The 14,469-nt window shown below is 68.6% G+C and carries 10 protein-coding genes and 2 tRNA genes; 5 read left to right on the forward strand and 7 right to left on the reverse strand.

The window, feature by feature from the left end:
• The 6 genes from R5O87_RS09820 to R5O87_RS09845 all read right to left on the reverse strand — a co-directional run bounded on the left by R5O87_RS09820 (position 1) and on the right by R5O87_RS09845 (position 8,016).
• The gene (locus R5O87_RS09820; protein WP_410555131.1) at positions 1-222 is read right to left on the reverse strand and encodes a YbdD/YjiX family protein; all 222 of its coding nucleotides are present in this window, start codon (positions 220-222) and stop codon (positions 1-3) included.
• Positions 222-2,522: a carbon starvation CstA family protein gene (locus R5O87_RS09825; protein ID WP_410555132.1), complete on the reverse strand. Its 2,301-nt coding sequence runs from the start codon at positions 2,520-2,522 to the stop codon at positions 222-224. The genes R5O87_RS09820 and R5O87_RS09825 overlap by 1 nt, the downstream gene beginning before the upstream one ends.
• 174 nt (positions 2,523-2,696) lie before the next feature.
• Entirely contained in the window at positions 2,697-5,564 is a 2,868-nt protein-coding gene (locus R5O87_RS09830) for an FtsX-like permease family protein (RefSeq protein WP_410555133.1), read from the reverse strand.
• A 1-nt stretch (position 5,565) separates the two neighbouring features.
• On the reverse strand, positions 5,566-6,300 hold the full coding sequence (locus tag R5O87_RS09835) for an ABC transporter ATP-binding protein (protein WP_410555134.1): 735 nt from the start codon (positions 6,298-6,300) through the stop codon (positions 5,566-5,568).
• Positions 6,297-6,905: a PadR family transcriptional regulator gene (locus R5O87_RS09840; protein WP_410555135.1), complete on the reverse strand. Its 609-nt coding sequence runs from the start codon at positions 6,903-6,905 to the stop codon at positions 6,297-6,299. Before R5O87_RS09840 ends, R5O87_RS09835 begins: the two co-directional genes overlap by 4 nt.
• Positions 6,906-7,032: 127 nt before the next feature.
• A complete protein-coding gene (locus tag R5O87_RS09845; protein WP_410555136.1) occupies positions 7,033-8,016 on the reverse strand; it encodes an NAD(P)H-quinone oxidoreductase in 984 nt (327 codons plus the stop codon).
• Positions 8,017-8,129: 113 nt separating this feature from the next.
• Here R5O87_RS09845 and R5O87_RS09850 point away from each other — a divergent pair.
• The 3 genes from R5O87_RS09850 (at position 8,130) to R5O87_RS09860 (ending at position 9,578) form a co-directional block, all read left to right on the forward strand.
• Positions 8,130-8,217, forward strand: a tRNA-Ser gene (locus R5O87_RS09850).
• 298 nt (positions 8,218-8,515) lie between these two features.
• On the forward strand, positions 8,516-8,647 hold the full coding sequence (locus tag R5O87_RS09855) for a hypothetical protein (RefSeq protein ID WP_410555137.1): 132 nt from the start codon (positions 8,516-8,518) through the stop codon (positions 8,645-8,647).
• A 109-nt stretch (positions 8,648-8,756) separates the two neighbouring features.
• Positions 8,757-9,578 carry a VOC family protein gene (locus tag R5O87_RS09860; protein WP_410555138.1) on the forward strand — a complete coding sequence of 274 codons (822 nt, stop codon included), beginning with the start codon at positions 8,757-8,759 and terminating at the stop codon, positions 9,576-9,578.
• 145 nt (positions 9,579-9,723) lie between these two features.
• Here the strand turns inward: R5O87_RS09860 and R5O87_RS09865 are convergent, their stop codons facing one another.
• Complete coding sequence (locus R5O87_RS09865; protein WP_410555139.1) at positions 9,724-11,700, reverse strand: FAD/NAD(P)-binding protein; 1,977 nt, start codon at positions 11,698-11,700, stop codon at positions 9,724-9,726.
• Between the two features lie 61 nt (positions 11,701-11,761).
• On the opposite strand from R5O87_RS09865, the gene R5O87_RS09870 reads away from it, so the two are divergent.
• Both R5O87_RS09870 and R5O87_RS09875 read left to right on the forward strand, forming a co-directional pair.
• The gene (locus tag R5O87_RS09870) at positions 11,762-14,038 is read left to right on the forward strand and encodes a prolyl oligopeptidase family serine peptidase (protein ID WP_410555140.1); all 2,277 of its coding nucleotides are present in this window, start codon (positions 11,762-11,764) and stop codon (positions 14,036-14,038) included.
• A gap of 223 nt (positions 14,039-14,261) precedes the next feature.
• A tRNA-Ser gene (locus tag R5O87_RS09875) sits at positions 14,262-14,350 on the forward strand.
• The last annotated feature ends 119 nt before the right edge of the window (positions 14,351-14,469 follow it).

The raw sequence follows: 14,469 nt of genomic DNA on the forward strand, positions 1-14,469 counted from the left end.
TCAGCAGCACCTTCCCTGCGGGTTGGTGTCCTGGCGGTCGGTCCGGTCCCGCCAGAACGCCCGTTCGTCCATGGGCGGCGTGCCGTGGCCGGCCGCCACATGGTGCTCCAGGTATTTCCGGTAGGCGTCAGCCCCCATGACCCCCTGCAGGTACCGCGAGAAGCCACGGAAGGCCTGCACCACCGGATGCAGCAGGCCGGCCGGTCCGGGTGCGGCAGACATCAGTGATGTCCCGCCCGCTCAACGCGCAGGTCAGCGGGCAGGTTGTTCCACTCCGCCATGAGCTCGCGCTCGGCGGCGGTGGGGATCAGCCCGGCAGGCGCGAAGGTCCGCGAGGGACGGGGCCGGTCCTCGTTGTTGACGTTGGGGATCCCCGCCGCCGTGTTCCGGAAGGCCTTCACGGTGGCCACCACGGCCGTGACGATGACGATGATGCTCAGGACGACGAAGATGACGGACAGCCAGCCCTGGATCATGGTGTTGCGGACCACCGCTTCCATGGCCGCGGTGGTCTTGGCCGTGCCGAAGGAGGTCTTCCCGTCGGCCAGCGCCTTGCTGAACGCCGCGTTGTTGGCGAAGTACCCCACCGCCGGAACGGAGGAGAAAATCTTGTGGATGCTCGCCGTGACGGTGACGACGGCCGTGAAGGCCAGCGGCACGGCAACAATCCACAGGTACCTGAAGGAACCGCGCCTCGCCGCGATGGCCATGCAGACGGCCAGGGCGATCGCCGCCAGCAGCTGGTTGGCGATGCCGAACAGCGGGAACAGGGTGTTGATGCCGCCCAGCGGGTCGGTGACGCCCATCAGCAGCACCGCGCCCCAGGCGCCCACCATGATGGCCGTGCACAGCCACGCCCCCGGCCGCCAGGACGCCTCCTTGAACTTCGGGGCAAAGTTCCCGATCGAGTCCTGCAGCATGAACCTCGCAACCCGCGTTCCGGCGTCGACCGCGGTGAGGATGAACAGTGCCTCGAACATGATGGCGAAGTGGTACCAGAAGGCCATCATGCCGGTCCCGCCGATGAACTGCTGCATGATGTGGGCCAGCCCCACGGCCAGGGTGGGCGCCCCGCCGGAGCGCGAGACGATGCTTTCCTCGCCCACGTTCGAGGCGGTCTGCGCCAGGACGTCGGGGGTGATGTTGACGCCGGCCAGGCCGAGGCTGTTGACCCACTGGGCCGCCGTCTCCACGGTTCCGCCGGTCAGCGCCGCGGGGGCGTTCATGGCGAAGTAGATCCCGCGGTCGATCGAAATGGCCGCGACGAGGGCCATGATGGCCACGAAGGATTCCATCAGCATGCCGCCGTAGCCGATGAAGCGGGTCTGCCGCTCCTTCTCGATGAGCTTCGGCGTGGTGCCGGAGGAAATCAGGGCGTGGAAGCCGGACAGCGCGCCGCAGGCGATGGTCACGAACAGGAACGGGAACAGGGCGCCGGAGAAGACGGGACCGTTCTCGCGGCCGGCGAACTCGCTGAACGCGGGGACGGTGATTTCGGGGCGCACCACGATGATGGCCACGGCGAGCATCGCGATCACGCCGATCTTCATGAACGTGGAGAGGTAGTCACGCGGTGCGAGCAGGAGCCACACGGGCAGGATGGCAGCGATGAAGCCGTAGACGATGAGGCCCCACGCGATGGTGACCTTGTCCAGGTGGAAGAACGCCGCACCCCATTCGGTGCCTGCCACGGCGCCGCCGCCGATGATGGCCGCCATGAGCAGCACGAACCCGATGACGGACACCTCCATGACCTTGCCCGGACGCAGGTACCGCAGGTACACGCCCATGAACAGCGCGATCGGGATGGTCATCCCCACGGAGAACACGCCCCACGGGCTCTCCCCCAGGGCGTTCACCACGACGAGCGCCAGGATCGCGACGATGATCACCATGATCAGCAGGGTGGCCACCAGGGCGGCGGTGCCGCCGATGACGCCGAGTTCCTCACGCGCCATCTGGCCGAGGGAACGCCCGCCGCGGCGCATGGAGAAGAACATGACCAGGTAGTCCTGGACCGCACCGGCAAGGACGACGCCGATGATGATCCAGATGGTGCCGGGGAGGTAGCCCATCTGGGCGGCGATGACGGGCCCCACGAGCGGGCCGGCTCCGGCGATGGCGGCGAAGTGGTGGCCGAAGAGGACGTTGCGGTCCGTGCGGACGTAGTCCTTGCCGTCGGCCTTGTATTCAGCCGGTGTGGCACGGCGGTCATCCGGCTTGAGCAGATAGCGCTCGATGACCTTCGAGTAAAAGCGGTAGCCGATCAGGTAGGTGCACACCGAGGCAAACACAAACCAGATGGCGTTGACGGTTTCGCCCCGGACGATGGCCAGCATGAACCAGGCCACGCCGCCCAGGAGTGCGATGGCTACCCAGAGGGCGATCTTTGCGGGGGTCCATCTGCGCTCCTCGGCGTCGCGGACCGCGTCATCAACGGACGCGGCAGGCAGCGCTTCGTCGGCGGCGGAATTCAGTTCCCCGTCCGCCGTTCGGGTCCCGTCCTCAGGCGTGGTGCCCATGTCTCCTCCTTGAGATTCCCAGCTGGCACGGAGTGTGCCACGGGCACCTTACCAGCGGGTACGGCCTGAGCCGCGGCCTTGTGCCCGGTGCTGCGGGAGGAATCGACGAGCGGTCCCGATGCCGCGGTGAGCGGTAAGCTGCCGGGACCGTCCGCACCTTCCCAGATGCAGCTCTCAGGTGCCGGGACTCCGCCTGGACACCGGCAGGCGGGCACGGGCGAAGACCCACGCCAGTGCGCTGCCGGTCAGCGGCACGGCAACGAGCAGCGCCAGCAGCGGCATCCAGGGAACCACGGACTCTGCGAACATCCGGGTGGCCCCGATGAGCAGGACTGCCGGCACCACGCCGGCGGCAACTCCCAGCGAGGTGCCGAGGGACGCCGTCATGAGCGACTGCGCTCCGGCGAGCGCCTTCCGCAGGCGCGGCGGCGCACCAACCCCGGCCAGCGTCATGTGGTCTGCCCGCGCATCGGCGAGCGCCAGGCCCGTGGTGATGCCGGCCGCGCTGAGCGTGATGAGGGCGGCCGTGCCAACGATCAGCCACAGCAGTTCGGACCCCGATCTGTCTGCTCCCGGCTCGACATAGAAGCCCAAGGCCTGGATCCGGTAGACCTGCGCCAGTGCCGCCGACGCCCTGTCCTGTTCAGCGGCTTCCGGGTAGGCGGACAGCTGGGCGAGCAGCACGGAGTTGCCGACGTGGATGCCCAACCTGGACGCGGTCTCCGGGGAAAGCACGCCGTAGAACGGGACAGGTACCTCCGGCGCGTCCACGACTGCCGGCAGCTGCGTGTTGTTCAGCGGATTGCGGGCAGCGACTGAACCGGGGCCGGGAACGGACTGGCGGACATCAAAGGACTGCAGGGTGGTTTTTCCGTCCTTCTCGAAGACCGGGTTGCTGACCACCATTCCCCCGCTGTTCAAGGCGTCCGCCGCGGCAGGGCTGGGTTCCCGGCCCAGCAGTGCCCGCAACTCGTCCACTCCACCGACCACGAGCTGCGGAAGCTGGCCGGACACCCCGGCGGGGAACATTGATCCGTTGCACCGCCAGTCCTGCCCGTCCAGGACCCGGCCCTGCGGCGTTGCAGGGCACTCGTGGCCTGCCGGCACGGCAAGCTGGTATTGCCTGCAGTCCATATCGCCGTTGTGCACGGGGCGGGAACCGTCGGCGGGCGCCGCCATATTGCATTTGCTCAGGACCGGGCCCTTCAGGACCTGCGTCCACTGCACGGTGCTCAGTTCCCGCTGCAGTGCCGCGGCCACGGCGGCCGGGTCAATGTCCGGGGCGGGCGCCGCCCCCGGTGCTTGGACCGGCGCCGTTTCCAGGGGCAGCGAGACCTGGTTTTCCTGCGCAGCCCACATGTGGGTGCGCTTCGCCTCAGCCATCTGGCTGGCAGAGAGGACCATCGCGGCACTGGCCAGCGTAGCGGCGGCGAGGACTGCCGCCACGGCGGGCACGGTGCGGCTCCGGTTCCTGGCCGAGTCGCGGGCGGCCATTCGCAGCGGCAGCGGCAGCCAGGCCGTACGTGCGGTCAGGATTTTCACGAACGTCCCGGTGAGCAGCACGAGGGCCGCCACCGCAACGACCGCGCCGCCGGTGAGCAAGGCCGCGACCAGCGGGATACGGGCCGCGACGGCGTCCAGGTCACCAGTCATGCCCAGGGTTCTCCCCGCGGCGAGGCAGGCGATGGCCACGGCCAGCAGCAGGGCACCCACCCGCGCCGGCCACGGCCTCGAAACTGCCGGTGCGCGGCCGGACTTCAGGGCGCCGAGCACCGCCTGCCGCGCCACCTGCCGGGCAGGAACCACCGCGGCCAGGAAACATGCCAGCAGGCCCATCACCATGGCTGCGACGGTGGGCAGGATGTCCAGGTGGAAGCCGGGAAAGCGGACCGAGCCGAGGTGTCTGGCCACCGCCACGACGGCGGCGGCCCCGCCGGCGCCCAGCGCGGCGCCTGCTAGGACCGCGATGGTCCCAAGCCACAGTCCGGCGGCGGTCACCACCGCCCGGACCGTGGGTGCTTCGGCGCCGTTGGCGGCCAGCAGGGCGAGCTCGCGGACCTGACGCTTGGCGCCCACGGCAAAGGCCGCGCCCGCCAGGAGCCCCACCTCGAGCAGGGCAAGGGTCCCGATCAGCACGCCGGTAACATAGCCGGCGGCGTCCATGTGCCTGGAGCCCGCGGCAGCGCCTGAAGGCACCGGCGGGTCGAGTGCCACGGCACGGGACAGCACGGCAATGCCGGACCCGTTCAGCTCACGGATCTGGTCCCACGTCACGGGTTTTGACCCCACGAGGTAGTACATCGTTTCGCCGAGCGGATTCCCCTGGGCAGCCGGGCTGCTCATTGCCGCCTGGCCGGGCTTGAGGAACAGGAGGGGGTTGCCGTCCGAGTAGGTGGCATCCCGGAGGGTGCCGACCACGGCGTAAGTGCCGTCCGCCGTCGTGAGCCTGTCCCCGAGGCGGATCCCGAAGCGTTCCAGCGCTCCGGGTGAGACGAGGATCTCGTCGCGGGCGGTCGCGGGCCGGCCGTCCAGAAGCGTGTATTTGCCGGTGAAGGCCGGATTGAGGGCGTCGACGGCCTTGGCCATCACCGGGACGTCGGACGCGCCGCCATGAGATGCACCGGTCTGGGACGCACCGGCGCGGACGGTGAGCGTCAGCTGCGTTTCGGTGAGGACCTCGTAGCCGGCGGGAATGGCATCCCGCGGATTCCGCGGCGTGAAGTCCGGATCGACGGTGAAGTTCCGCGACATGGTTGCCGTCTCAAGCACCGGATCCTGCACCGTCTCGGCGTTGGAGGCATGCATGCTCCGGAACCGCGCCTGCGTGCTGCCCAGCTGGTACTGCACCCGTTCCGCCGGCGTCTCCTGCATGCTTTGCGCCAGTGCCGCGGCGCCGGTCATGCCGCCGACGGGCAGCAGGATCAGGAGGATGATCAGCAGGGAGCGGCCGCGGTGCCGGCTGATGTCCCGGCGCGCCATCCGGAGGGCAAGGCGGAAACTGTGCCAGCGGCCGTGCGGCACGGGGGCAACGTCAAGGGCCATCTCAGCCGGCCGGCGCCAGGAGAACTGCGGGATCGTGCATGGCGGCTGCCTCGTCCACGATCCGGCCGTCGCGGATGAACACCACGCGGTCCGCCCACGCGGCATGGCGGGCCTCGTGCGTGACCAGCATGACGGCGGCACCGGCGTCGGCCCGGGAGCGGAGCACCTCCATCACGCCGTGCCCCGTGGTGGAATCCAGCGCGCCGGTGGGTTCGTCGGCGAGGATCAGCCGGCGGCTCCCCACGATGGCGCGTGCGATGGCCACGCGCTGCTGCTGTCCGCCGGACATCTCATCCATGAACCGGTGCCCCAGCTCGGGAATTCCCACCTGCCGCAGGGCGTCCAGTGCCTGCCGGTGCGCTTTCCGCGCCGGCACGCCGTCGAGTTCGAGCGGCAGTGCGACATTTTCCGCAGCCGACAGCGTCGGAACCAGGTTGAAGTCCTGGAAGACGTAGCCCACGGCACGGCGGCGGAGCCGTGCCAGCGCGTTCAGTCCCAGCCCCGCCAGGGGCGTTGACTCCACAAAGACACCGCCCGACGTCGGCCGGTCCAGTCCGCCTGCCAGCGCCAGCAGGGATGATTTTCCGGATCCGGACGGCCCCATCACCGCGACGAACTCCCCGGCGTTGACGGTCAGGTCAACCTCCCGCAGGGCGGCGACCGCCATCGCCCCCTGCCCGAACGTCCTGCTGACCTTGGCGAGTTCGAGGACCTGCTGCGGCCCCTGCACGCTCACCGGCCGTTCTCCGCTGTGAGCGGGGCAGCCTCTTCCGCGGTAACCCCGTTTTTGCGTGCCTGGCTGCGGGTCCCGGAGGCCTGCGCAAGCTGCACCATCCGGGCCTCGCACAGGTCCAGCCAGCGGATTTCGGCTTCCGTCTGGAAGATCAGCGAATCCAGTACCAGCAGCCAGGCCGTGTCAGCCGCCCGCTGGTTGGCCGCGGTGTCCCGCCGGGACTTCGTGTAGTCCTGCAAAGCGCGCATGGACGCGGCGCGCTGGGCCTGGATGATGGCTGCCACGTCCACCCCGGGCAGGGTGACGGCGAGCGCCAGTTTGATGGCGAGCTCGTTGCGCGGCGGATTGCTGCGTTCCACCGGGGTCGCAAACCAGCCCTGGACCTCGGCCCTGCCGGCATCGGTGATGCTGTACACGACGTGGCCTTCGCCGTCGCCGCCGTCGTTGCTGACCAGGCCGTCACGTTCCAGCCGGTCGAGGGTGGTGTAGACCTGCCCGATGTTCAGCGGCCAGGTGGAACCGGTGCGGTCTTCGAATTCGACCCTGAGCTGGTAGCCGTAACGCGGCCGGTCCTGCAGGAGGGCGAGGAGGCTGTGGCGGATGGACATCTGGCTCCTTGGCTGGAAGTCGGCGGCATGCACACGCCCCCAAGACGTGTGCATACCGCGTATGTCCAGAGCCTAGCCTGAGTGTTTGCGCTTGGCAATACTGAGTATCTACCGGCGTTTTAGGGCGTCACATCACCAGCAGGATCTTGCCCACGTGCTCGCCGGAGTCGAAGTACTTGTGGGCCGCCCTGGCCTGGTCCAGCGGGAAGGTCTTGGCCACCAGCGGGTGGATCCGTCCGTCAGCGACTAGGGGCCAGACGGAGTCCCGGACCGCCGTCATGATGACGCCCTTCTCCGCAGCCGGGCGCGGCCGAAGCGCCGTGGCCACGACGGCTGCACGCTTGCGCAGCAGCTGACCGAGGTCCAGTTCGCCCTTGGCGCCGCCCTGCAGCCCGATGACGACGAGCCGGCCGTAATCCGCCAGGGCGTCGACGTTCTTCTGCAGGTACTTGGCGCCCACGACGTCCAGGATGACGTCGGCGCCCTTGCCCCCGTTCTGGGCGCGAAGGCTCTCGGCGAAGTCTTCCTCGGCATAGTTGATAGCGATGTCGGCGCCAAGGAAGGCCTTGGCTGTGCTGACTTTTTCGTCTGTGCCCGCGGTGGTGGCCACGGTGGCGCCCAGGGCCTTGGCCAGCTGGATGGCCATGGTGCCGATGCCGCCCGTGGCCCCATGGATCAGGACCGTCTCCCCCGGCTGCAGCTGCGCGGTCATCACCAGGTTTGAGTACACGGTGGCCGCTACCTCAGGCAGGGCCGCAGCGGTAACCAGGTCGACGCCGTCGGGAATCCTCAGCACCTGCTCCGATGGCACCGCGACCTGCTGCGCGTAGCCGCCGCCGGACAGCAGCGCCACCACCTTGTCCCCGATGGAAAACGGCTTGGTGACGCCGGGGCCGAAGCCCGCGATTCGGCCGGAAACCTCCAGGCCGGGTATCTCCGAAGCACCCGGCGGGGGCGGGTAGTAGCCCCGCCTCTGCTGGACGTCGGCGCGGTTCAGGCCCGCGGCCACCACATCGATGAGGACCTCGCCCTGGCCCGGCTCGGGAGCGGGCACCTCGCGGATTTCCAGCACTTCCGGCCCGCCGGGCTCCGAGATAAAGACGGCTTTCATGGCGAACTCCCGATTTCTAGCTGATTCCTGCCCCAAAAATACTGTGCACCGGCGACAACTGCCACGCGGTGGTTTTTGTTGCAGCCAACTGCCTATGAAACACTACTAGTTAGGGAAGGTTGTCCGAGCGGCCGAAGGAGCTGGTCTTGAAAACCAGTGTGCGGTAACCCCGTACCAAGAGTTCGAATCTCTTACCTTCCGCGCAGGGGCCGGCGCCGTGCGAAAGCACCGAATTGGCGGCCATTTTGAAGGCCGGCGGGGCCAATCGAAAGATTGGTCCGGCCGGCCTTTTGCGTGGGCAAGTAGTGCGCAAATTTACGGGCAAGTAGGGGTGCGGACCGGGGCCCGAAAATCAGGTATTCCGAGTACCTGCCCTGCAGAATTCGAGTACGCGCCACGCATGCGCGGCGCTGCCGGAAGGCGTTCACTTGAATCAGCGCTTTCCTGCCACCGCAGGATGGAGCTTCCGCATCCACCGTTGCATGTGGGGGTCGAGGTCATGAGCAAGGCTGACAAGCAGAGCCTGCGGTACTCGGACTACTACTGGTGCATGTCGCTGAAGGACTTCATCGAGTGGATCGAGGCGGACGACGACCAGGAGCCGGCCACGTCATTCTCGGACCAGCGCTGAGCGCCCCGCTCCCCATTGAAACTGTCACACCCCCGGCATAGTGTCGGTTCTGTCCGTAGCACCTCCATGACCTGCGGGGATATCCCGCAAACCACACCAGGAGCAGAATATGCCTACGCCCGAACCCACTCCCGGCGCCCCCTGCTGGGTCGACCTCATGACCACCGATGCCAACCAGGCGAAACAGTTCTATGGCGAACTGTTCGGCTGGGACTTCCAGACCGGAGACCAGGAAAAATACGGCGGCTACATCACCGCCCAGAAGGACGGCAAGACCGTCGCCGGCATCATGCAGAAGCAGGCGGACCAGGCAGGCATGCCGGACATGTGGTCCACCTACCTGTGGTCCGACGACGCCGCCGCCACGGCTGCGGCGGTCTCCGCAAACGGCGGCCAGGTGTACATGGAACCCATGGACGTCCCCGAGCAGGGCCACATGGCGTTCTTCGGTGATGTCTCCGGCGCCACGATTGGTGTGTGGCAGCCGCGGGAGATGCGCGGTTACGAACTTGTTGGCGAGCCGGGCGCCCCGGCCTGGCACGAGCTGCACACCAAGGACTACGCCGCCGCGGTGAAGTTCTACCAGGAGGTGTTCGGCTGGAACACCGACGTCATGTCCGACACCCCCGAATTCCGCTACACCACCCTCGGCTCCGGGCGGGATGCCAAGGCCGGAATTTACGACGCCTCGAACGACCTTCCCGCTGAAGTCCCCTCCAACTGGGTTGTCTATTTCGCCGTCGAGAACGCCGACGCCGCCGTTGACAAGGCCGTCAGCCTGGGCGCGACCCTCGTCGACGGCCCGGACGACACACCCTACGGCCGCATGGCCACGCTGACGGACCCCACCGGGGCGAGGTTCAAGCTCATCACCGACACCGGCCAGGGTAACGCGGCCGACGCCGGGACCGGCGGACAGGGCGCCCTGTAGGGACTCCGCTGAACAAGTGCCGGCCGGCAGCTTCCCCGTGGGAGCTGCCGGCCGGCATTCTTTGTGCTCGCGTGGGGGTGGCGTTCCGGCAGGAGCTGCGAGAGCGTTTGGGGTTAAGCGGCAGGAGCTGCGAGAGGGTTTGGGGCTATGCGGCAGGAGCTGCGAGAGGGTTTGGGGTGAGGCCGAGGATGGCGCGGGCGATCTCGTCGGCGTCGCGGAGCGTGCGCTGCCCGCTGGGGTAGACGGGCCCGGCCTGCTGCGCGGCTTCGGCGGCGATGGCCGTCCCCCACTGCGTGGCCGAGAGCTGAAGCCCCAGCACGTACATCCCTTCGGTGACCTCGCCGTTCGCAGCCACCGGCCGGTACGGGTGCGGGCGGACGTCGAGCCCGGAGGACTGCACCGGCGTGCCTTCCACGGTCATCATGGTCCGCGGCCGGACGAGTCCGTCGGCGAGGAGCTGTTCCAGTAGCCGGGACTCGTTGAGGGCCACCCTGTTGGCCGGCGCCAGTGCCTCCACCAGTGTGCGTGCTTCCGCGGCACCGCCCCGGACCCACGGCGAGGCAGCGGTGAAGGTCCTCTTCCCGCGGGCCACACCGAACTTGGGGTCAGGGCCCACGAAGCTGACAATTCCGGCGCGCGCCAGTGCCGCCAGCTGCTCGGCGCGCAGCGCGGGAGGGCCGCTGGCGAGGCCCTCCACCAGCGACTCAAACCAGCCACGCAGGCCGGCGACCCATGACTCATCGGTGATACCGCCGTCGGCCACCACCGACTTCAGCACGGCACGGCCGTGGTGCAGGGCACCGATGGCCATCTTGACGGGGTCGTCCTCGCCGAGCGCGGAGCGGCGGGCATCGTCGTCGAGGTAATCGACGACGGCGGCATCCAGCTCAGAGCGCGAAGCGAAGGTCCGCCCGGACAGCGGGGCGGCAAGCCCGCGCAGGTCCAGCCTGCTGCCCTGATGGACATGCCGGCCGACGACGGCGTTAAATCCCTCTTCCCAGCGGCCGGTGCTGTGGGCATGCGGGTGCAACGCCTCGTCCAGTTCCTTGAGGAACGCGGCATGGTCCTGCACGGCGTCCGGCTGCGAACGCACCAGGGTCGTGTAGTAGGCCCAGAGCGCGTCCCGGTGCAGGAGCGGCCAGAGATCGTGGTCGAAGGCCGGCACAATCCCGGCCGCCGTGAACCTCTGCAGCGCCTTGCCGGTGAAGTAGCGGAGCGTTACCGACGCCGGGTAGTACCCTTCGAGGCTGGCCTTGGACCGGTACGGGGTGCCGCGCCGGGACGCGGCGAAGATCACCGGTTCCTGGCCCGAGGGAAGGTACTCCAGACGGTCCCCGGCCTCCACGAACTTCCCGCCACGGCCCTCCGTGAGCTGGCCCATCACGTCGAAGAAGTTCAGGCCCATTCCGCGCACCAGCACCGGTTCCTGGGCCGGAACCAAGCCCCAGTCGACGTCGGCCGGAACAGCCGGCGGGAGGTAGCGCAGGCCCAGTTGGGCGGCGGCTGCCTGCAGTTCGCGCTGTTCCGGGCTGAGGCGGGACGCCAGGTGGCCGAGCGCGAGGACCACGGAATCGACGGTGAGGGTCCCGCCGTCGTTCGATTCACCGCCCTCCAGTTCGACGTCGAACTTTCCGTCCGGCCGCCGGCGCGCGGCGGTGGCCGTCGTCTGGTGCATCTCGATGGTGACGCCGTCGGGCAGCGCGGCGAGCAGCTCCTCGAGGGTGGACCGCAGGTAGAGGCCGTAGATGGCGCGGCTGGGGAAGTCGCCGGATCCCAGCACGGCGAGCTCTGCCCGCTCGTCGTCGGACAGCTCCGGCAGGGGGCTGTGCTGCTGAGCTTTCCGCCAGCGGTCGAAGGTGGTGCCTGCTACCGGCGCGGCCAGGCCTGTGTCTTCGGGAACCAGCGTGGGGTAAAACGACTGTGTGTTCATCAGGTAGAGACGGGACTGGCCGGGCTGCCAGACGTGGCCGGGACCGGCGGGAAACGGGTCGATGACGTCGATGTGCAGGCGGGCTCCGGCAGGGCGGGCGGCGGACCAGTTGGCGAGCAGCCGCTCCAGCACGCTGGTACCCCTCGGACCGGCGCCAATCAGCGCCGTCCGGATGCTCTGCGAAATAACCACGCCTTCCAGAGTATCGGCATGTGACTTGCTAGCTGAGCGGGGATGTTGTTTGGATGGGCGCATGACCACCACTGCAGCTGACTCTGCCCCCGCGTCCGGCGCCGTTCCTCCGGAAACCGCGCCCGCGCCCACTGACGAGAACATCTGGCTGGAGGACATCTACGGCGAGGAACAGCTGGCCTGGGTCCGCGAGCAGAATGCCCGCACGGAGGACCTGCTGGAGGACGCCGACTACGCGCGGCTGGAGGGCGAGATCCTCGAGGTGCTGGACTCAACGGACAAGATCGCCATGGTGAGCAAGCACGGCGAGTGGTACTACAACTTCTGGAAGGACCGGGAGAACCCCAAGGGTCTGTGGCGCCGGACCAGCTGGGAGAGCTACTGCAGCGACGCCCCGGAGTGGGACGTGCTGCTTGACGTGGATGCCCTGGCGGCCGCCGACGGCGTGGAATGGGTCTTTCACGGGGCAAACCTGCTCCGGCCCGAACCCGGGCAGCCGTACCGGCGCGCGATGGTGGCGCTCTCCCCCGACGGCGGCGACGCCAACCGCTACCGCGAATTCGACGTCGAGACCCGCGCCTTCGTTGACCCTGCCGCTGAAGGTTTTGACCTCCCGACGGCGAAGGGCAACGTCTCGTGGCTCGATGCGGACACGCTGCTGGTCGCCAGCACCGCGGAGGATCTCCCGCGCACGGCGTCCTCGTACGCCCGCACCGCCGTGCGGTTGCACCGGGGCCAGGCCCTGGCCGATGCGCCGCGCATCTTCGAGATCCCCGAGGACCACATGATGGCGATCGTGGCCCACGACTCCACACCCGGCTTCGAGCGGACGTTCGCGGTGGACTGGATCGACTTCTTCAACCGCCGCACGTCCGTCCTGCAGGACGGTGACTGGGTGCCGGTGGACGTGCCCACCGACGTGAACACCGGCGTCCACCGGGAATGGCTGCTGTTCAGGCCGCAGCGCGACTGGACGGTGGACGGCACCACGTACGCGGCCGGTTCCCTGATCGCCGCCGACTTCCGGGCGTACCTGGCCGGCGAGCGCGAGCTGACGGTCCTCTTCGCCCCGGACGCGCACACGTCGCTGCAGTCCTGGAGCTGGACCCGCAACTTCCTGCTGCTGAACCTGCTCAAGGACGTGTCCTCGGAAATCCGGGTGCTGGATCCCGCCGACTCATGGCGGTCCTCGCTGCTGGACGCCTGCCCGCCGCTGCACGATGTCAATGCCTTCGCGGTGGACGACGAGGACGAGGCGGAAGGCGGGGCCGGTGCGGACGGCGGGGCCGGGGACGACTTCTGGCTCGTGGCCACCGGCTTCACGACGCCGAGCACCCTGACCCGAGGCACCCTGACCCGCGGGCCGCTAACGCACGGCACCGCCGACGGCGGCACGGCCGCCGGCGAAGCTTCCGGCGGAACTGCCGCGGCAGGCGTGGTAAGCAGCCATGCGGAAGTCAAGGCGTCGCCGTCGTTCTTCAACGAAGCGGAGTATGAGGTGCAGCAGCACTTCGCGGTTTCTGCGGACGGCACGAAGGTGCCGTACTTCCAGGTGGCGGCGCGCGGCCTGGTGCTGGACGGGCAGAACCCCACGCAGCTTTCCGGCTACGGGGGCTTCGAGGTTTCGCGCACGCCGGCGTACAGCGGCACCATCGGCCGGGCGTGGCTGGAACGGCGCACTGCCCCGGTTCCGGGCGACGGCCTTCCGGAGGGGCACAGCCGGGGCGGCGTGTACGTGGTGGCCAATATCCGCGGCGGCGGCGAGTACGGTCCCTCGTGGCACCGGGCCGCGCTGCAGGAGAACCGGCACCGCGCGTACGAGGATTTCGCGGCGGTGGCCCGGGACCTGATCTCGCGGGGGGTCACCAGCAGGGAACGGCTCGGCTGCGTGGGCGGTTCCAACGGCGGCCTGCTGGTGGGCAACATGCTGACGCGGTACCCCGAACTGTTCGGTGCCGTGTCCTGCGGGGTGCCGCTGCTGGACATGCGCCGGTACACGAAGCTGTCGGCGGGCCATTCGTGGATTGCCGAGTACGGGGACCCCGACCTCCCCGAGCACTGGGAGTTCATGAAGACCTTCTCGCCGTACCACCAGCTGAAAGACGGCGTGGAGTACCCGGAAACGTTCATCTGGACGGCGACGTCCGACGACCGGGTGGGCCCCGTGCAGGCCCGGAAGATGGCCGCGCGCATGCTGGCCATGGGCATCCCCAACGTCTGGTTCCACGAAGCCCTCGAAGGCGGGCACGCGGGAGCCTCGGACAACCGGCAGGCAGCCGCGCTCCAGGGCCGCAGCCAGCATTTCCTGTGGAAGGCGCTGGCAGAGGGCACGGCCTGACCGGCCGCTCAGCGCGCGCTGCCCGCGGGCACCTTCGGGACGTTGCCGCCACCCTCTTGGAGTTTTTGTCCAGATATCGCGAGTTAGGAGCGCCCGAGGCCCCATTATCTGGACAAAAACTCCGGCGGTTTGCGGGTGTTGGCGCGTTTTAGGCGGGCTGCGTCGGCCGTTTTGCACTGGATGGCCGGTTCTGCGTATCCTTGGTGGGCTAGTAATAGCAATTGGAGACGTGCCAGAGCGGCCGAATGGACTTCACTGCTAATGAAGGGTCGGGGTTAAACTCGACCGGGGGTTCAAATCCCCCCGTCTCCGCGTTTGGCCCCGGTCCTCGGACCGGGGCCTTTTGCGTTCCCGGACCCCGAAATCCCTCAGGCCCCGCGACCCCCTTCGTTTGGCCCCCGGCCGTCCGCGTACCGGACGCTCAAGGCGAT

Source organism: Arthrobacter globiformis (genome assembly GCF_046536215.2).
In the GTDB taxonomy this organism is placed as follows: Bacteria; Actinomycetota; Actinomycetes; order Actinomycetales; family Micrococcaceae; genus Arthrobacter; species Arthrobacter globiformis_E.